Below are 18,065 nucleotides of genomic sequence, written 5' to 3'. Positions count from 1 at the left end.
GGGCCGGACGCGGCGCGGTCAGCGGGGCACGCCGAACGAGCTGAGCGGTGTCGGACGCAGGGGCTTCCCCTGCCAGGACGCCGTGAAGTCGCGGGCGGCGAGCGAGCACGTGAGCGTCAAGTGATGCGGGGTCTCCAGGAATCCCAGCTCGGCGACGAAGGTGTCGGCGTCGGTCCAGCCCGCGCTGACCGCGGTCGGTACGGGGACGGCGGGCCGTTCGGCGACCGCCCAGCCGGTCCCTGCGAAGCGCAGCGCGAACGGCGGCTCGTCCTCGTCCTTCGCCTGGTCGAGCGTGAGGATCCAGCCGTCGCCGTCGGCCGTCAACTGCACCGCCGTCAGGCTCGGTTGGGCCTCGGCCTCGCCGTCGCGCGGCGCGAACCGCACCCCGGACCACGCCTCGGTGTCGGCGGGCGCCGCCTCCCCCTCGACCGTCGGGAGGACGAGCCGGGACAGCCGCTCGCGCAGCGCCGCGTCCTCGGCGCTCTCCGCCGCGTCCTGCCCCGCGGCGCTCACCGGCTCCGGTCCGAAGGCGGGCAGCAGGTGCTCCCAGATCATGTCCATCACGGACTGCATGAGATCGGTGTTCGCGGTGATCGCGATCACCACGTCCTGCTCGGGCAGCACGACGCAGAACTGCCCGACCGCCCCGTCACCGCGGTAGCCGTGGCGCGACATCCAGAACTGGAAGCCGTATCCCTGCGCCCAGTCGGAGTTCCGCGCCTCGGGCGAGCCGTCGCTGTTGTCGACGTGCGCGCGGGTCGCCTGCGCGACCCAGGACGCCGGAAGGAGCTGCTCGCCCTCCCACACGCCCTTGTCGAGGTAGAGCTGGCCGAGTCGGGCGACCGCGTCGGTGGCGGCGTGCAGCCCGCTGTAGCCCAGCTCGCGGCCCGCCCTGTCGCGCTCCCACAGCGTCTCGCCGATGCCGAGCGGATCGAGCAGCCGGGGCCGCAGGTACTCGGTCAGCGTCTGTCCGGTGGCGCGCTGGATGATGGCGCCGAGGGTGTACGTGGTGGGCTGGTTGTACGCGAACACCGAGCCCGGCTCGCGGTCCGGCGGGATCAGCAGGAAGCCGCGGACGGGCTCTTCCGCGTCGATCGCGTGCGCCTGGACCACGGTCTCGGACAGGTGACCGCTGGCCATGGAGGCGATGTGCCGCACCTTCATGGCGCGGCTTCCGGGATCGGTGATGTCGGCGTCGAATTCGGGGAAGTAGGAGATGACCCGGGCGTCCAGGTCCAGCAGTCCCTCCTCGATGGCGAAGCCCACGGCCGATCCGGTGAAGCTCTTGCTGATCGAGTAGAGCCGGTGCGGCCGGTCGGCGGTGAAGGGAGCCCACCAGCCGGAGGCGACCACGCGGCCGTGCCGCAGGATCATCAGGCCGTGCGGTTCGACACCGGGCGCCGCCTCGATCGCGTCGAGGAACGCCTGGACTCCGCGGGCGTCGACGCCTTGCGCGGCCGGGCTGCTGACGGGCAGCGGGTGAGCGGTCATCGGGCTTCCTCCTGCTGCTGGATCTTCGACGGCCATCCTCGCCGCGCCCCGGCACGGGTGTCCAGGGGGGTGTCGTCGGCGGGCCGCCGGACAGATCCGCGCGCGGGGCCGCCGCGTCCCCTCCGCCGGGTCCCGTACGGCCCCGATGACGCGATGCGGTCGCGCCGAATAGCGGGCATTTCGCATTCCGAATGGCCGCCATTCGCATAACGGGTGCGGATTTATCGGCGGCCCGACCGTCGAGAACTCCCGCTATTCGTCCCGCGGATGACCGCCTTCCGAAAGACGCGATCGACGCAGATGGGAGGCGTCGATACGTTCATCCCCAACTTGTCGACGGCGCGTTGCCGCCCACGTCGGGCCGTGTTCGGCAATTCGCGCCACGCCGGAGAGGACGTCATGCCACCCCCCCACCCCATGGTGATCGCACCCGCTCCACCCCGTATGAGCCGCCGTCTGCTGACCTGGGTGCTGATCGCCCTGGCCATGCTCACCGTGGTCCCGCTGATGACGGTGACCGCCGCGACATCGGCCACCGCCGCCGAAACCCCCCTGAACCCCAGCCAGTTCCACGGCGTGCACTGGTCGCGCCTCGGGGACAACTTCACCTTCGACAGGCTCGTGCTCCAGGGCCTGTCGGCCAACGACGACTACAACTCCGCCAGGACCAAGGCCGACGGTATGTTCGCCGCGTTCCAGAGCACTCTGGGCGCCAACACCGTGCGGCTGCCGATGAATCCCGCCACGGTCAACTGGAACACCTACAACGCCGTGATCGACGCGGCGACGGCCAAGGGCTTCAAGGTCATTCTCTGTTACTGGTCGGAGGACGGCAGCAACACGATAACCAGCGCTTACCTGCCCACCTGGAATCAGATGTGGGACACGGAGATCGCCCGGTATCTGAGCAATCCGCTCATCTACTTCGACCCGATGAACGAGCCCGTCGGCATGACCACTCCCCAGTGGCTCGACTTCGCCGCCAACTGGATCGCCCGGGCGAGCGCGGCCGGGCTGCCCAGGAGCCGGATGTTCATCGAGGGCGCCCAGGCCGACGGCGGCGGCTGGGGAAGCGACCTCAGGCCGCTGTGCAACGACTCCCGTTTCAACGGGGTCTATCTCGCGATGCACCGCTACGCCTTCCCTTACGGCGCGCGGTCGTACAGCGACTGGGTCAACGACATCAAGACCTACATGGGCAACTGCTCCTCGCGCACCGTCATCGAGGAGTTCGGCGCCGACGCCGACAACGGCATCAACTACGACGCCACGCCCAGCAGCACCACGCCCAAGGAAGTCGCCTTCCTGCGGGCCGTCACCGATGTCGCCCGCCAGTACAACCTGGGCACGATCTGGTGCCACGGCATCGGCGGCAGGACCACCAGTTCCGACCACGACTCGCTGAACATCCTCAGGCTCTACAGCGCGTACGGCGGCGGCACCCAGAATCTGCCGCTGTGGGTCCCGAACCAGACGGCCGTCAACCGCCTCGAATACGCCTGGGGCGCGTCCGGCGCGAGCACGACCCGGCTGCGCGATGTCGGGTACACCGCGTGCCTCGACGTCCCCGGCGCGTCCCACGTCAATGACGTCCAGCTCCAGGTGGCGGGCTGCGGCGCCGGCGACAACCAGCAGTGGACACGCCAGTCCAACGGCGCGATCAGCGTCTACAACGGGACGAAGTGCCTGGACGCCCAGGGCTTCGGCAAGACCAACGGCACTCATGTCATCAGCCATGACTGTCTGGGCACCGCCAACCAGCAGTGGCTGTTCTTCTCCGACGGCACGGTCCGCGGCGTCGACTCGCACCTCTGCCTGGACGCCGACCTCTACAGCGCCCAGAACGTCCAGCTCTGGTCCTGCGGGAACGGCACCAACCAGAAATGGCAGCTCCTGTGACGAGGACGCCTGCCGGGCACATGCGCCGCCGGTCGCGGAGACTCCACCCCGCGGCCGGCGGCGCTCGCCGAGTCGGCGGGCGGCGGCACCGTGCAGGAGGCGGCGGAAGCCGCCGCTCCGGGCCATTCGCTTAACGGATTGACGCCTCCCGAAACACGAACTTCACACGCACGACTCTTGGCCTTAGCGTCATCCGCATCCTGACAGGCCGATATACGGCGTCCGGAGATCAGGTGTACCGGGGCGTCAGATCAGGTGTACCGGGACGTCCCCATCACTTCACGGAGGAAACATGTCTGCCGGAATTGCGAGCCGAGGATGACGGGCGGGGCGCCGGCGATCGTGGTGCGCAATGTGTCGAAAACGTTCGACGGTGTCGCGGCGGTCCAGAATGTGTCCTTCACCGTATCGGGCGGCGAAGTCGTCGCATTGGCGGGTGAAAACGGCGCGGGGAAATCCACGGTGAAGAACATCATCGGCGGAATCCTGCGTCCCGACACCGGGCGGGTCGACTTCGGCGGGCCCGGCGCCGACGCCGACAAGGCGGGTGCGGCGGGCGGGACGGGCGGTGCCGGAACGGGCGCTGCGAGAAAGCGCTCAGGTGTTGCCACGGTGCACCAGGAGACCAGTCTCTTCCCGGATCTCACGGTCGCCGAGAACATCCTCATCGGCCGGCTGCGCGACGGCCGCTCGCTGACCGTCAGGCCAGGACACCTCAAGCGGCTCGCGGCGCCCGTCCTGCACCGCGTCGGCGCGCGCTTCGGCCCGGAGGCGCTCGTACGGGACCTGTCCGCCGGGCAGCGGCAGTTGGTGGAGATCGCCAAGGCGCTGGCCACCGAACCGCGGGCCATCGTCTTCGACGAGCCGACCGCTTCGCTCAACCTCGCGGAACGCGAACTGATCATGCGGATCATCGAGCAGTTGCGCGCCGACGGAGTGGCGGTTCTCTACATCTCGCACTATCTGGAGGAGATCGCGCGGCTCAGCCAGCGCATCGTGGTGATGCGGGACGGACAGGTCGTCGGCGACCGCCCGACGAGCGAACTGGACCGCAGCGCGCTCGAAGCCCTCATGGTGGGACGCGAACTCGCCCGGGGATACCCGGCGCTTCCGCGTCCGCGGTCCGAGACCATGCTCTCGGTGCGGGACCTCGACGACGACGCACGCGTCAGCGGGGTCTCGTTCGACATCGCCAAGGGCGAGATCTTCGGGCTCGCGGGGCTGATGGGCTCCGGTCGCACCGAGGTCGCCAGGGCCGTCTTCGGGCTCGGCGGCAGGACCGGGCGCATCGAGATCGCGGGGCAGCCGCTGCGCCGCGGCGACGTCCGCGCGGCCATCGCTGCCGGAATCGCGTTCGTCACCGAGGACCGCGCGCACGAAGGGCTCTTTCTGGAGCGGCCCATTCGGGAAAGTCTCTCCCATGTCGACCTCGGCTCGGTCTCCGCCGCGCGAAAGGGCGGCTGGCTGGACCACCGGGCCGAACGGCGTCTGGCCCAGGAACTCGCCGCCAAGGTCGGGCTCGTCGCCCGCGGCGGCCTGGAATCCGGCGGGAATTCACTCAGCGGCGGAAACCAGCAGAAAGTCGTCATCGGCAAGTGGCTTGCCAGGAAACCACGTCTGATCATTCTGGACGAGCCGACCCGGGGAATCGACGTCGGCGCCAAGGCGGAAATCTACCGTCTTCTCATCGACCTGGCCGACAGCGGATCGTCCATCCTGCTCATCAGTTCGGAAATGGAGGAAGTGCTCGGCCTCAGCCACCGCGTCGGGGTCATGCACGACGGCAGATTGGTTGACATTCTCGACAGGCCCCAGGCCACTCAGGAAACGGTGATCAGGCTCGCCACGGGCGGCGTCCGATGAGAACCCCTTCGTGGCTGTACGACGGCCCCCGCGCGCTGGTGCGGCGACAGCCGCTGCTGCCCGTGCTGGCGGTGCTGCTGATCGTTCTGTCGGTGTCCTACGACGGCTTCGCCGGTACGGCGAACTTCCGCAACATCGCCGTACAGGCGAGTCCCCTGACCATCGCCGCGGTCGGCGCGACCTACGTGGTCATCACGTCGGGAATCGACCTGTCCGTCGGCTCGATGCTGTTCCTGGCCGCCGCCGTCGAGTCCAGCGACGCCCTGATCGGCAGGCCCGCGGGCGTGGTGTTCCTCGCCGTCGCCGCGGCGGGGGTGTGCATGGGGCTGCTCAACGGCGCCGCGGTCGCGACGAGCCGGGTGCCCGCCCTCATCGTCACCCTCGCCACTCTCCAGGTGTTCCGCGGCGCCGGGGGTCATATCACCGGCCAGCAGAACATCAACCTCCCGGCGAATCTCCGGCACATCGGCACATCGGCGGTGCTGGGGGTTCCCGCGCCGGTCTGGCTGGCCGCGGCCGCGGCGCTCGGCGGGGGCTGGGTGTTCAGCCGCACGCTGTTCGGCCGGTATCTCCAGGCGGTGGGTTCCCACCGCGACGCCGCCGTCAACGCGGGCCTGCCGGTGAAATGGGTGACCGTCGGGGCGTACGCGCTGGCCGGGCTGCTGGCCGCGCTCGCGTCCCTCACCCAGACCGGCCGCCTCGGCGCCGTTCAGCCGTCCATCGGCCAGGGCTACGAACTGACGGTCATCACGGCCGTCGTCCTCGGCGGGACGAGTCTGTTCGGTGGCCGCGGCAGCATCACCGGCACCGTCCTGGGCGCCCTCGTCCTCACGACCGCGCAGACCGGACTGGTGTTCTCCGGGGCCTCTCCCTATGTCTTCGACATCGTCCGGGGCGCCGTTCTACTCGTCGCTGTTCTCGCCGCCGCCGTCCGGTGGCGCAATCCGGTCCGGCTGTTCGGTCCGACCCGTACCTCTCCGTCGGACGGCCCCCGGACCGTGCCCGCGGAGGCCGGCGCAACGAAACTGAAGGAGCTCAGATGAAGCCGAACCTGATCACAAGATGCGCGGCCGTCGCGGCCGTGGCCTGCCTGGCGCTGACGGCCTGTGGCTCGTCCTCGAAATCCGGGGCGGGATCGACGTCCGGGGGCAAGCACGGCACGATCGGGGTCAGTTTCGATCTGCTCAACGCGATCCGCACCTCGGAGAAGGTCTCCATCGAGAAGGCGGCGGCAGCGGCCGGTTACAAGGTCGTCTTCTCCGTCGCGGACCAGGACGCGCAGAAGCAGGCGTCGCAGATCCAGGATCTGATCCAGACCCGCAAGGTCGACGCGCTCATCGTCATCGCGCAGGACGGGAAGCAGATCGCCTCCTCGATCAGCCTGGCCAAGGCCCGTCGCGTTCCCTTCGTGACCATCGACCGGGCGGTCGCCGACGAACAGGACATCACGTTCCAGATCACCGGCGACCCCAAGGCGGACGGCAAGCTGGCGGCGGACGAGTTCGCCGCGGCGGCCAAGTCCAAGCCGTTGAAGGTGCTGGAGCTGGTGGGCGCGCTCACCGACCAGAACGCGATCGGCCGCAGGGACGGCTTCGACCACACACTTGACGGCAACCCCGACGTCACGGTGGTCAGCCGGGTCCCCACCAACTGGGACCCGTCCCAGGCGCTGGACGGCACCTCCAACGCGCTGCAGAAGGACTCCGGCATCAACGCGATCTTCGTTCCGTCGGACTTCCTTCTGCCGTCGGTGCAGTCGGCGCTCACCACCGCCAAGCGGCTCGCTCCGGTCGGCGACCCCAAGCATGTGTTCCTGGTGACGATCGACGGTGACGAGAACGGCTGCAAGGCCATCAAGGACAAGACCCTCGACGCCGACATAGCCACCCGCGTCGACCAGTTCGGCAAGGAGGCCGTCGCGTCGATCGCCACGGCGCTGGCCAAGCAGACCGTCAACCCCAAGACGGTCCAGAGCGCGGGCGTGACCCTCGACCAGGCCAACTTCGCGGCCGTCAGCTCCCAGGTGTGGGGTTGCGGTGCCTGAGACCGCCGACACCGGATCGCGTCCGGGCCGCCTGTCGTGGCTGCGTGATCCGGCCCGTCGTCCCGCCTGGTTCGGCGATCTGTCGATGCTGCCGGCCCTCGCCGTGCTGATCGCCGTCCTGAGCCTGACCACCGACGGCCTGCTGACGTCGTCGAACATCACCAATGTGTTCAGCCAGTCGGCCGTCGTCGCGATCGCCGCCATCGGCGCGACCTTCGTGATCCTCACCGGCGGCATCGACCTGTCCACCGGGAGCGTGATCGGCGCCAGCGGCGTCGCGGGGGCGTGGGTCATCACCACGACCGACAGCGTCGCGGCGGGCATCACGTTCGCGCTGCTGACCGGGGCGGCCATCGGTGTGCTGGTCGGACTGCTGGTCGCCAGGCTGCCCGTCGTGCCGTTCGCGGTGACGCTCGCGGCGCTGTACGTCGTCAGCGGCGCCACGACGCTGCTCAGCCACGGCAGGACGATCGCCCCCGTCCCGACCGGTTTCGTCGACTTCAGCATCGACGGGCCCGGCGGTGTGCCGTACGCCGTGTGGATGACGGTCGGGCTGTACGTGGTCGCACAGGTCGCCCTGACGCGGACGGCGTGGGGCCGCCGGGTCCTGCTGCTGGGAGCCAGCGAGGAGGTCGCCCGGATCAACGGGGTCAACGTCCCCCTCATGAAGACCAGCGTGTACGCGGTGGCCGGTCTGTTCTCGGCGCTGGCCGGTGTCGTGCTGACCTCGGAACTGGCCGGGGCGGGAGCGAGCATGGGCAGCCCCCTGCTGCTCAACGTCGTCGGCGGCGTGGTCCTCGGCGGCACCAGTCTGTTCGGCGGTCGGGGCAGCCTGCTGCGCACCGCGACAGGGGTGCTGTTCCTCGGCTTCCTCTCCAACGGCATGAGCCTGCTCGGACTGGCCTCCTACGACCAGCAGATGGTGACCGGCGCGCTCATCTTCGTCGCCGCTTGCGGGGACGGTCTGGTGCGCTGGGTACGCCCACGATCGGCCACCGCCTGACCGCCGCCGTCACAGCCGCCGTACCTCACTCAACAACTCGACCCATGGACGAAGAAGCAGGCGATCAATGAGATTCACCCACAAAGTCGCGGTGGTCACCGGCGCCAACTCCGGTATCGGCCGGGCCACCGCCGTGCGGCTGCTGGCCGAAGGCGCCCAGGTGCTCGCGGTCGACCTCCGCCACGACGCACCGTGGCCCGAGCCCGACCGCGACCGGCTGAGCACGCTCACCCTCGATGTCGCGGCGGCGGACGCCGCCGACGTCCTGACCGACACCCTGCGGTCGCGCTTCGGGCGCGTCGACGTGCTCGCCAATGTGGCGGGCATCCTGCGCATCGCGCCCTTCCTCGACGTGAGCCGCGCCGACTGGGACCGCGTCCTCGCGGTGAACCTGACGGCGCCGTTCTTCCTCGCCCAGGCGGTGGCGCGGATGATGGTCGACACGAAGACTCCCGGACGCGTCGTCAACGTCTCGTCGGTGCACGCCGTCGTCTCCGAACCGGGCGCCGCGCCGTACACCGCGACCAAGGGCGGTCTCGAGGCGATGACGCGGACCATGGCGTCCGAACTCGCCCCGCACGGCATCACGGTCAACTGCGTACGGCCGGGGCCGGTGCGTACCGGCATGAGCGACCCGATCTACACACCCGCCGTCGAGCGGGCGCTGGAGTCCCGCGTGCCGCTGGGCATCGCGCCGCCCGAGTGGATCGCGGCGGCCATCTGCTACCTGGCGTCCGACGAGGCGTGCTACACCACCGGAGCCGGTCTCGATGTCGACGGAGGGTACGCGATGGACGGCGCGCTTCCCGGATTGGCGTACTCGTGAGCGCCCGGGAGCCGCGGGTCGCGGTGGTCACCGGGGCTGCGTCCGGCATCGGCCGGGCCACGGCGCTCCGGTTGGCGGACACCGGATACGACCTCGCGGTGCTGGACATCGACGCCGACGGGCTGGCGCGGACCTGCGCGGAGATCGAGAAGGCGGGGGGTACGGCCCGCGCCTTCCCCGTCGACCTGCGCGATCCCGACGCGGTCGGCTCGGTCACCAGGGAAGTCGCCGTCACGCTGGGGACGCCCGCGCTGCTGGTGAATGTCGCGGGCACCGGACTCGCCGCGACGGTGCTGGAGACCAGCGACGAGGACTGGGACCGCGTCCTGTCGGTCAATCTCACCGGGCCCTTCCTCACCACCCGCGCGATGCTGCCGCTCATGCTCGACAACGGCGGTGGCGTGGTCGTCAACGTCGCCTCGGTCGCGGGCCAGGTCGGCCTCGCCCGGCGGGCCGCGTACTGCGCCTCCAAGGCGGGGCTGGTCGGGCTGACCCGGGCCATCGCGGTGGACCACGCCAAGGACGGCATCCGGTGCGTCGCGGTCTGCCCCGGCACCGTCGCAACCGAGTGGATCGACAAGATCGTCGCGAACGCCCCCGATCCGCTCGCGGCCCGGCAGGCGATGGCCGCCCGCCAACTGGACGGACGGCTCGGCTCGCCCGAGGAGATCGCCGCCACGATCGCCTTCGTCGCGGGCCCGGACGGCCGCTTCATCAATGGCGCGGCGCTGATCGTCGACGGCGGCCTGACCGCGGCGTGAGCCGTCCTCGGAAGGGGACCGGCCGTACGCCGGGGAGTGACGGTCCGGGGTCCGCCGGGGCCGCCTCTCGCGGACGACGCCGTCCGAGAGAGGCGGCCCCGGTACCCGGCCGGACCGCGCTGATCAGGCATTGATGTCCTGCACGCCCGTAGTGGCCCGGGGGGCGATCGGGTAATTTGGCCGCACACGAAAGGAACCGTCAGTGACCCTGTCCACAGGTGACAACGACGTCCCGTCCGAGCAGGGGACCACGGTTCCCCGCGACGCGATGTCTCTGCAGACAGCGTGGCTGCGCAGCTTCCTCGCGGTCGCCGACCGGGGCGGATTCGGCACCGCCACGCATACTCTGCACCTTTCGCAGTCGCGGGTCAGCGCGCACATAGCGGCGCTGGAACACGCCCTGGGGGTCACGCTCTTCGACCGCAAGGCCCGCCCGGTCTGCACCACGCAGGCGGGTGACCTCTTCTACGGTCACGCGCGGGCGGCGCTCCAGGAACTCCAGCGCGGTGTCGACGCCGCCCGCAGTACGCAGGACCAGATCGTCGCCCACCTCACCGTGGCCAGCTACCCGTCGGTCAGCTCCACCTATCTCCCGACGCTCCTCCAGGTCCTCAAGGCCGACCATCCCGGTCTCACCGTCGAGCTCTGGGAAGGGACCGCGGCCACGTTGGAGGAGGCCGTCGCGACGGGCACGGTCGACATCGCCTTCCGGCCGACGCTGCCGAAGATGCGCGAGCCCACGCTGTGCCACCGGACGATCTGGCGGGAGGACATCGTCGCGGTCATGCGGGACAACGATCCGCTGGCGACCAAGGCGACCGTCCGCGTGGACGACATCCTCTCCCGGCCCCTCATCGGCAATCCGGCCGGTTCCGAGGAGGAGGGCGGCGGCTACGACCTGCGGCACATGCTCGGGGAGTACGAGTCGAAGGCGGACATCGCCTATCTCACCGATCATCCCGCCACGCTCATCGCCCTTGTCCGGTCGGCGTTCGGCATCGGGATCATCAACCAACTGGCCGTGGAGACAACGACGACGGACGGTCTCACCGTCCGCCGTATCGAGTCGCCCACCGCCCACCGGGACGTCGCGCTGTTCTGGCCCCGCCGGCGTTCGAGCAACGCGGCCGTCTGCGCCTTTCTCAACGCGCAGGGCCGCACGCCGCTCCCGGCGAGCGTACGGCCCCTTCCGCCGACGGCCTGAGCCGGTCGCCCGGACGCCGCCGCCGTACGCGCCCGGAGCGGCCTTCCCGTCTCAGCCGCGGAAGGCCGCCACGGGGACGCCGCGCGTGTCCGTGGCGACGACGAAGACGGAGCCGGACAGCGGGGAGCGCTCCAGATCCTCGGCGGACAGGCCCTCGCGGGCCGAGGTGACGTACAGCCTGCCGTCGGCGCCGAAGGCACAGCTCGTGGGCTGCGGGACGGGCACCGGTACGCGTCCGGTCACGCGGCCCGCCGGGTCGTAGCGCCGTACCTCGGCGCCGCCGTGCATGGCTGTCCAGAAGCAGCCGTCGACGTCGACCGCCAGGCCGTCGGGGACCCCGGAGCCCTCGGTCTTCGTCAGGACCTCAAGGCCGCCCAGTTCCCCGGAGTCGGCGTCGAACGCGCTGCGGTAGAGCAGTCGGGCGTAGCTGTCGGCCAGGTACATCACGGTGTTGTCGGCGTTCCAGCCCAGTCCGTTCGGCAGGACCAGCCCGTCCGCGACGACGACGCTCGGGGCGTCTGCGTCCCAGCGGTGGAGCCGTCCCTGGCCGGAAGCGAACCGCATGTCGTTGCTGCCCGCCCAGAACCGTCCGCGGGCGTCCACCTTGCCGTCGTTCATCCGCAGGTTCGGCTCCGGCAGGACCGGGTCGACGACGGTGGTCACGCCGTCGACGAGGAAGCCGAATCCGCCGGCCACGGCGGCGGCGAACCCGTCGTCGTGGGCCCGCGGCGCGACCGCGCCCACCATGACACCGACCTCCGTCACGGTCTGCCGCCCGGTGGCCAGGTCGTCCTCGTAGACCGTGCCGCCGTAGATGTCGACCCACACCAGCCTGCCGGTCCTGGGGTCGAAGACAGGGCCCTCCCCCACCTCGGAGGTGTCGCTGCGCACCGCGACATCCAGATCGGTGTAGGTCCGCACACTGCCCATGACGACTCCGTTTCCGCGTGACGTCCACGTTTTCCCGCGTGTTCTTCGGCCGCGTGCTCTTCTGCGTGCTGTTCCGGGCGGTCGCGGCGGCCCCTGCCGGACAACCTCGCCCGCGGCTGTGGCCACTGTCAACGGCGGATAGCGGATAGTGGGGATCCGGGCTGCGAATGGGCCGTTTCCCGTGGTCGCGCACGGCCCAATTCACAGCGGTGGGAAGGAGTCCCTCCGGCCGGGGTGCGTGCAGCACCGCCCTGATGAAGGCGCGGGCCGCCGCGCCCAGCGGCCGTTCGGAATGCCACCGAGGCCCTCACCAGGTCCTGAGCCCGCACGGGGACCTCGCACGAGAACCCGAGCAGGACCCTGCACGGGGACCCCTCACAGATAGGCAGGCAACCTGCTAATCTATTCGACAGGCAGCCTGCCTATTCGGGGCCGCTGTGATCCGCCCTGGACCACGCCCGAACGCGGGCGGCAGGGGACCGGCGGGCGCGGGAAGCGAGAGGAGTCACGCGGTGAAGGTCATCGCACGCGGTGCCGTACCGGTACCCGTCAGCGGGGCGCACGGCGACGGGCGGGTAAAGCCCTTCGGCGCGCGCTTCGTGACCCCGCTGTACATGGGGGCCGCGCTCAATCCGGTCAACAGCTCGGTGATCGCGACGGCTCTGGTCCCCATCGCCGCCTCGCTGGACATACCGGTCGGGCGGACCGCGATCCTGATTTCGAGCCTCTATCTGACCAGTGCGATAGCGCAGCCCGCGGCCGGACGGCTGGCGGAGGTGTTCGGCCCGCGCCGGGTGTTCCTGACCGGCACGCTCATCGTGCTCGCCGCGGGCGTGATCGGCGCGATCGCCTGGAATCTGCCCGTCCTGGTGCTCTCCCGCGTCCTGATCGGCGCGGGCACGTCCGCCGCCTACCCTTCCGCGATGCTGCTGATCCGCCGCCGGGCGACCGCGGTCGGTCTCCAGGATCCGCCGGGCAACGTCCTCGGCGGTCTGGCGGTCGCCGGTGCGGCCACCGTGGCGATCGGCCCGGCCGTGGGCGGGCTGCTCGTCGGCGGGCTCGGGTGGCAGACCGCGTTCCTGGTCAACGTCCCGGCCGCCGGTGCCGCCTTCGCGATGGCGCTGCTGTGGATCGACAAGGACCCCGCCCGCGCCGGGGGCCGCTCACCGCGCGAGCTGGCCGTACGCATCGACGTCGTCGGCATGGCGGGCTTCGCGGGCGCCCTCACCTCGCTCCTGGTCTTCCTGACCGGGCTGCCCACGCCGGACTGGACCGCGCTGGCGACCGCGATCGTCCTGGCGGGAGCACTCGTCGCCTGGGAACTGCGGGCCGCCCGTCCGTTCCTCGATGTGCGGCTGCTCGCCTCGAAGCCCGCGCTGACCCGCACGTATCTGCGCAACGGGCTGACTCTGATGGGCACCTATGTGATCCTCTACGGTCTGACCCAGTGGCTGGAGGCCGCGCACGGGCTGTCCGCGTACCAGGCGGGCCTGGTCCTCGTCCCGATGGGCGCCCTGTCGGCCGTCACGGCCCGGATCGCCTCGCGCCGCACATCGGTGCGGGGCGTGCTGATCGGCTCCGCGGTCCTGCTGCTGCTCGGCGCGGCGGCCGCCCTGCCGCTCACGGCGCACACACCGGTCGCCGCCGTCGTCGCCGTCACCGCGCTGTTCGGCCTCACCTCGGGGGCGAGCACCGTGGCCAACCAGACGGTCCTCTACCGCGAGTCCCCGCCCGAGAGCGTCGGCACGGCCTCGGGGCTGCTGCGCACCTTCGGGTACATCGGCTCGATCGCCTCGGCGGCCATCACCGGGATCGCCTTCCACAGCCGCGTCGACGACACCGGCCTGCACCGCATCTCGTGGTCGCTGGTCGCCATCGGCGCCGTCGTCCTCCTCATGACCGTCTTCGACCGCCACCTGGCCGGTGTCCGACAGGGCTCCGCGGCGGCGGTCGATCCCCCCGCCCCACACGACCACACCGCTGAACCGCACCGCTCAGGTGATCCGCGTCTCTCAGAAAGTACCGACATGACCACCCCCGCCCAGCCCGTCGTCGCCTCCCGTACCGCCCTGTTGCTGATGGACTTCCAGCCCGCGGTCCTGGCCGCCGTTCCCGACGGCGAGGCCGTGCTCGCCCGCGCCCAACAGGCCCTGGCCTGGGCACGTTCGCTGGACATCCGCGTCGTCCACGTCCGCGTCGCCTTCGCACCGGAGGACTTCGCCGCCGTGCCCGACCGCAACAAGTCCTTCGCCCCCGTCGCCCGGCACGGATTCCTCGCCGACGGCAGCCCGGAGGCGGACCTGCACGACGCGCTCGACGTACGGGAGGGCGACATCGTGGTGCGCAAGGTCAGGGTCGGCGCGTTCTCCGCCGCCACCGGACTCCACCCGACGCTGCTCGGCCAGGAGATCGACACGCTCGTCCTCGCCGGGCTCTCCACCTCGGGCGTGGTGCTCTCGACCGTGCGGCACGCCGCCGACGAGGACTACCGGCTCTATGTCCTCAAGGACGCGACCGGCGACCCCGATCCGGAGGTCCACCGCGTGCTGACCGAGAAGGTGTTCCCGAGCCAGGCGGACGTCATCACCACCGATGATCTGTCCGCGCTCGGCAAGCAGGCTTGAGCCCCCGCTCCCGACGTGAAGTCGGTATCCGGAAATCGGATCGGGCCCATATGCGATACGGGTCGGCGGTGTTGTCCGGGCAGTGCCCCGCCTCCTGGCTCTGAACTGGGCCGATCCGCTTTCCGAATAGGGCTGTTCCGACATCCACGCTTCACTGTCGCCGCGGTGCGCACGTATCGTCCTGAGGTATGGACATCCCACTTTCCAGTCCCCTGTGCGCAATTGAAGAGTTGCCGGAAATCCGCCGCGGTGGATTCACGGAACGGGACCCTGAATCAGCGCACACAGCGGATGAGTGGGTGAGCTTTCCCTCGGTGTTCGGGGATCTCCCGCCGGAATCCGGCGCGGGTCTCCTTCCGAACTCCGTCCGGCCGGTGTGCGCATGACGAACGTGCGCGGAACGGACACCGGCGCGGCGGCGCCCGCGCGGACGGCCGGTGAACCGGCCGTCCCGCTGGTCGCACGGCCCGGCATTGACAACATCGGGCTGGTGCGGACGGACGTGGCGGCGGGCACGCCCGTACGGGTCGCGCGGGGTGTGGTCCCCGCCGCCGACGACATCGCCGCGGGCCACAAGGTGGCCGTCTCCCCCATCGCCGCGGGCGCCGAGGTCCGCAAGTACGGGGAGGTCATCGGTGTCGCCGCCCGCGACATCCGGCCCGGCGAACACGTACACGTCCACAATCTCGGCCTCGGCGACGCCACCGCCCGCGCCGGGGCGCCGCGGCCCGCTCCCCCGGCCTGGCGGCCCCCGGCCGAGGCCACCCGCGACCACTTCCTCGGTTACCGGCGCGCCGACGGCCGTGCCGCCACCCGCAATTACCTGGCCGTGCTCCCGACGGTGAACTGCTCGGCGACCGTGGCCCGGATGATCGCCCAGGCAGCCAACGACCGCCACGCCGGGGCGCCGGGCCTGGACGGCGTCATCGCCCTGACCCACGACCTCGGCTGCGGCATGGCCGAGGGCACCGAGGGCGACGACCTGCTGCGGCGCACCCTGCGCGGCTACGCGCGCCATGTGAACATCGCCGGTGTGCTGACGGTCAGTCTCGGCTGCGAGGTGAACCAGCCGGAGAACGTCTTCGGCGACGATCCGGCCGTGCGCACGCTCACCATCCAGGCGCTCGGCGGCACCGCGGCGACCGTGAACGCCGCGCTCGACCGCGTCGCCGAGATGGTCGGGGGCCTGGCGACGCTGGCCCGCGAGCCGGTCGGCCTGCACGAACTCACCCTCGGACTCCAGTGCGGCGGCAGCGACGCCTATTCGGGGCTGACGGCCAATCCGACGCTGGGCGTCGCCGCCGATCTGCTGGCCGCCGCGGGCGGGCGGGTCGTCCTGGGCGAGACCCCGGAGATCTACGGCGCCGAGCACCTGCTGCGCGACCGCGCCGCCACGCCCGCGATCGCCGAACGGCTCGACGAGTTGATCGCGTGGTGGCAGCGGTACGTCACCCGGCACGGCGCCGCGCTGGACAACAATCCCTCCAAGGGCAACAGGGCCGGGGGCATCACCACCATCTGGGAGAAGTCGCTCGGTGCGGTGCTCAAGAGCGGGAGCAGCCCGCTCAACGGAGTCGTCGGCTACGCGGAGCCGGTCACGGCGCCCGGTCTGACGTTCATGGACACGCCCGGATACGACCCCGTGTCGGCCACCGGCATGGTCGCGGGCGGGGCGAATCTGCTGGCCTTCACCACCGGTCGCGGCTCGCTGTTCGGCTCACGGCCCGTGCCCTGTCTGAAGATCAGCACCACCAGTCGGCTCTACCAGCACATGAGCGGCGACATGGACTTCGACGCCGGCCCGGCGATGTCCCGCGACGAGCACGTGCGGTACGGCACCCGGCTCTTCGAGACGCTGGTGGACATGGCCTCCGGCGCGCCGAGCAAGTCCGAGGCGCTCGGCTTCGGGGCCGAGGAGATCGTGCCGTGGCGCATGGGGGCCGTGCTGTAGGAGCCGGACTCCGGCGGCGGGTCAACGGTCGGTGTCCGCCAGGCGGTTCATGATCTCGGCCGCCTTCAGCAGCGTCCTGCGCTCGTCGGCCCGGAGCAGATCGCGTACCGCCGCCTCCAGCCAGGCTTCCCGGACGGCGGGGATGGTCTCGACCAGCGCCCGGCCCTCGGCCGTCGCGTGCAGGAGCGTCTTGCGGCCGTCGGCGGGGTCCTTGCCCGAGGTGATCAGCCCGCCGTCGCGCAGCGCCGCGAGCGTCTCGGCCATCGACTGCCGCCGTACGTGTTCGGCCGCGGCCAGATCGCTCGCCGTGGTGGGGCCCTCGTCCACGATGCGCCCCAGCGTGGTGATCTGCGACCAGGTCCACCGCATGTCGTCCGTCGCCGACTCGGCCCGGAGCCGGGCCCGGAGCCGGGTCATGGCCTTCATCAGCTCAGCGGCCGTTCCGGCCTGCGGTCTCGGTTCGCTGCCCACCGCCCAAGACTATCCGGCGCGCGGCCCACCTGCCCGTTCTCCCCGTGGGTCCGCCGCCGTCCCCCGCGGCCTCCGAGGGTGACGGCGGGTCAGACCAGCGGCAGCAGGGCCCTGCCGCCCGCGGCGCCCGCTTCCGGCACGGTGGCCGTGCGGTGGTCCGCGGGGACACGCTCCAGGACTCCGCCCGCGAAGACGTCGTAGAGCGGCAGCGACTCCAGGTGGACATAGCCGATGTGGCAGTCGCAGACGGCCAGCGGGCAGGGGCGGGGGGCCAGGGCGGTCCGGTAGGAGCCGTCGTAGAGATTGCCCAGTTCGGCGCGGACGAAGTGGCAGCGGCGGACCGTGCCGTCGCCGTCCACCGACAGGACGGACTCGCCGGTGCGGCAGGGCAGGCCGGCCGAGCGGTGCGGGTGGCGGCTGTAGGGGAAGAGCGGGTCGAGGGCCGTCCAGGCGTCGGCTTCCGCGTCGGTGTAGGTGTGGCCCTCGGCGGCGTTCACCCACAGGTAGACGTGGCCGGGCAGCGCGGCGCGCAGCCGAGCGGCGTCCGCGAGGTGTTCCGGCAGCCCGACGACGCCGACGCTGAACCGGACGCCGCGGTCGGCCACTTCGCGGGTCTTGCGCAGGAAGCGGTCGTACGGGGTCTGGCCGGGGTGGTAGGTGCACCACAGAGCGAGGGTGCCGGGGTCGGCGTCCGCGAGCCAGTCGGTGCGGCAGCTCAGATTCGTCTGGATGGCGACCCGGTCGATGTGCGGCTCGTGCGACAGCTCGGCCAGGGTGTTCCGGTACCAGGAGCGGACCAGGCCCTCGCCCCACGGGGTGAACAGCACGGACAGCCGGTCGCCCCGCTGCTCTCGCGCCCAGTGCGCGAAGCGGGCGAGCGCGGCGCGGTCGGCGCGCAGTTGCGCGGGGCTGTCGCGGCGCTTGGCGAAGGGGCAGTACGGGCAGTCGTAGTCGCAGGAGGCGAGCGGGCCGCGGTAGAGCAGTGTCAGATCCATGGC

General features: G+C 71.0%; 14 protein-coding genes. 10 read left to right on the top strand and 4 right to left on the bottom strand.

Translation table 11 applies throughout. The features are described 5' to 3' along the window. Positions 1-18 precede the first annotated feature (18 nt). A complete protein-coding gene (locus ACFZAM_RS26910) occupies positions 19-1,491 on the bottom strand; it encodes a serine hydrolase (protein ID WP_391049902.1) in 1,473 nt (490 codons plus the stop codon). A gap of 444 nt (positions 1,492-1,935) precedes the next feature. Here ACFZAM_RS26910 and ACFZAM_RS26905 point away from each other — a divergent pair, with 444 nt between their 5' ends. The 8 genes from ACFZAM_RS26905 (at position 1,936) to ACFZAM_RS26870 (ending at position 11,091) form a co-directional block, all read left to right on the top strand. Next, the gene (locus ACFZAM_RS26905) at positions 1,936-3,390 is read left to right on the top strand and encodes a ricin-type beta-trefoil lectin domain protein (RefSeq protein ID WP_391049900.1); all 1,455 of its coding nucleotides are present in this window, start codon (positions 1,936-1,938) and stop codon (positions 3,388-3,390) included. A 255-nt stretch (positions 3,391-3,645) separates the two neighbouring features. Continuing rightward, positions 3,646-5,253 (top strand): ATP-binding cassette domain-containing protein, encoded by a 1,608-nt coding sequence (locus tag ACFZAM_RS26900; RefSeq protein WP_391049899.1) that lies wholly within the window; start codon positions 3,646-3,648, stop codon positions 5,251-5,253. Next, positions 5,250-6,296 (top strand): ABC transporter permease, encoded by a 1,047-nt coding sequence (locus ACFZAM_RS26895; RefSeq protein WP_391049897.1) that lies wholly within the window; start codon positions 5,250-5,252, stop codon positions 6,294-6,296. Before ACFZAM_RS26900 ends, ACFZAM_RS26895 begins: the two co-directional genes overlap by 4 nt. Next, positions 6,293-7,297: a substrate-binding domain-containing protein gene (locus tag ACFZAM_RS26890; RefSeq protein ID WP_391049895.1), complete on the top strand. Its 1,005-nt coding sequence runs from the start codon at positions 6,293-6,295 to the stop codon at positions 7,295-7,297. Before ACFZAM_RS26895 ends, ACFZAM_RS26890 begins: the two co-directional genes overlap by 4 nt. Next, positions 7,290-8,300, top strand: a complete 1,011-nt coding sequence (locus ACFZAM_RS26885) for an ABC transporter permease (RefSeq protein WP_391049893.1) — start codon at positions 7,290-7,292, stop codon at positions 8,298-8,300. Before ACFZAM_RS26890 ends, ACFZAM_RS26885 begins: the two co-directional genes overlap by 8 nt. 67 nt (positions 8,301-8,367) lie before the next feature. After that, positions 8,368-9,126: an SDR family oxidoreductase gene (locus ACFZAM_RS26880; RefSeq protein ID WP_355349045.1), complete on the top strand. Its 759-nt coding sequence runs from the start codon at positions 8,368-8,370 to the stop codon at positions 9,124-9,126. Then, positions 9,123-9,887, top strand: a complete 765-nt coding sequence (locus tag ACFZAM_RS26875) for an SDR family oxidoreductase (protein WP_391049891.1) — start codon at positions 9,123-9,125, stop codon at positions 9,885-9,887. The genes ACFZAM_RS26880 and ACFZAM_RS26875 overlap by 4 nt, the downstream gene beginning before the upstream one ends. A gap of 202 nt (positions 9,888-10,089) precedes the next feature. Then, the gene (locus ACFZAM_RS26870; protein WP_355349039.1) at positions 10,090-11,091 is read left to right on the top strand and encodes a LysR family transcriptional regulator; all 1,002 of its coding nucleotides are present in this window, start codon (positions 10,090-10,092) and stop codon (positions 11,089-11,091) included. A 51-nt stretch (positions 11,092-11,142) separates the two neighbouring features. Here the strand turns inward: ACFZAM_RS26870 and ACFZAM_RS26865 are convergent, their stop codons facing one another. After that, positions 11,143-12,021 carry an SMP-30/gluconolactonase/LRE family protein gene (locus ACFZAM_RS26865; RefSeq protein WP_391049889.1) on the bottom strand — a complete coding sequence of 293 codons (879 nt, stop codon included), beginning with the start codon at positions 12,019-12,021 and terminating at the stop codon, positions 11,143-11,145. A 512-nt stretch (positions 12,022-12,533) separates the two neighbouring features. Between ACFZAM_RS26865 and ACFZAM_RS26860 the strand changes: the two genes are divergently transcribed. Both ACFZAM_RS26860 and ACFZAM_RS26855 read left to right on the top strand, forming a co-directional pair. Next, on the top strand, positions 12,534-14,645 hold the full coding sequence (locus tag ACFZAM_RS26860; protein ID WP_391049887.1) for an MFS transporter: 2,112 nt from the start codon (positions 12,534-12,536) through the stop codon (positions 14,643-14,645). Positions 14,646-15,027: 382 nt separating this feature from the next. Continuing rightward, positions 15,028-16,596 (top strand): UxaA family hydrolase, encoded by a 1,569-nt coding sequence (locus ACFZAM_RS26855; RefSeq protein ID WP_391049885.1) that lies wholly within the window; start codon positions 15,028-15,030, stop codon positions 16,594-16,596. 21 nt (positions 16,597-16,617) lie between these two features. Here the strand turns inward: ACFZAM_RS26855 and ACFZAM_RS26850 are convergent, their stop codons facing one another. Further along, positions 16,618-17,067 (bottom strand): MarR family transcriptional regulator, encoded by a 450-nt coding sequence (locus ACFZAM_RS26850; RefSeq protein WP_391049883.1) that lies wholly within the window; start codon positions 17,065-17,067, stop codon positions 16,618-16,620. A gap of 89 nt (positions 17,068-17,156) precedes the next feature. Then, positions 17,157-18,062: an STM4011 family radical SAM protein gene (locus ACFZAM_RS26845; RefSeq protein WP_391049881.1), complete on the bottom strand. Its 906-nt coding sequence runs from the start codon at positions 18,060-18,062 to the stop codon at positions 17,157-17,159. Between the last annotated feature and the right edge of the window lie 3 nt (positions 18,063-18,065).

Source organism: Streptomyces sp. NPDC008079 (assembly GCF_042957385.1).
Taxonomy (GTDB): Bacteria; Actinomycetota; Actinomycetes; order Streptomycetales; family Streptomycetaceae; genus Actinacidiphila.
This window is presented reverse-complemented; position numbering and strand designations above follow the sequence as displayed.

Bases quoted from the DNA above. Each gene is read 5' to 3' on its own strand.
- ACFZAM_RS26910 (WP_391049902.1), bottom strand. From the start codon at position 1,491: ATGACCGCTCACCCGCTGCCCGTCAGCAGCCCGGCCGCGCAAGGCGTC.
- ACFZAM_RS26905 (WP_391049900.1), top strand. From the start codon at position 1,936: ATGAGCCGCCGTCTGCTGACCTGGGTGCTGATCGCCCTGGCCATGCTC.
- ACFZAM_RS26895 (WP_391049897.1), top strand. From the start codon at position 5,250: ATGAGAACCCCTTCGTGGCTGTACGACGGCCCCCGCGCGCTGGTGCGG.
- ACFZAM_RS26890 (WP_391049895.1), top strand. From the start codon at position 6,293: ATGAAGCCGAACCTGATCACAAGATGCGCGGCCGTCGCGGCCGTGGCC.
- ACFZAM_RS26880 (WP_355349045.1), top strand. From the start codon at position 8,368: ATGAGATTCACCCACAAAGTCGCGGTGGTCACCGGCGCCAACTCCGGT.
- ACFZAM_RS26865 (WP_391049889.1), bottom strand. From the start codon at position 12,021: ATGGGCAGTGTGCGGACCTACACCGATCTGGATGTCGCGGTGCGCAGC.
- ACFZAM_RS26855 (WP_391049885.1), top strand. From the start codon at position 15,028: ATGACGAACGTGCGCGGAACGGACACCGGCGCGGCGGCGCCCGCGCGG.
- ACFZAM_RS26845 (WP_391049881.1), bottom strand. From the start codon at position 18,062: ATGGATCTGACACTGCTCTACCGCGGCCCGCTCGCCTCCTGCGACTAC.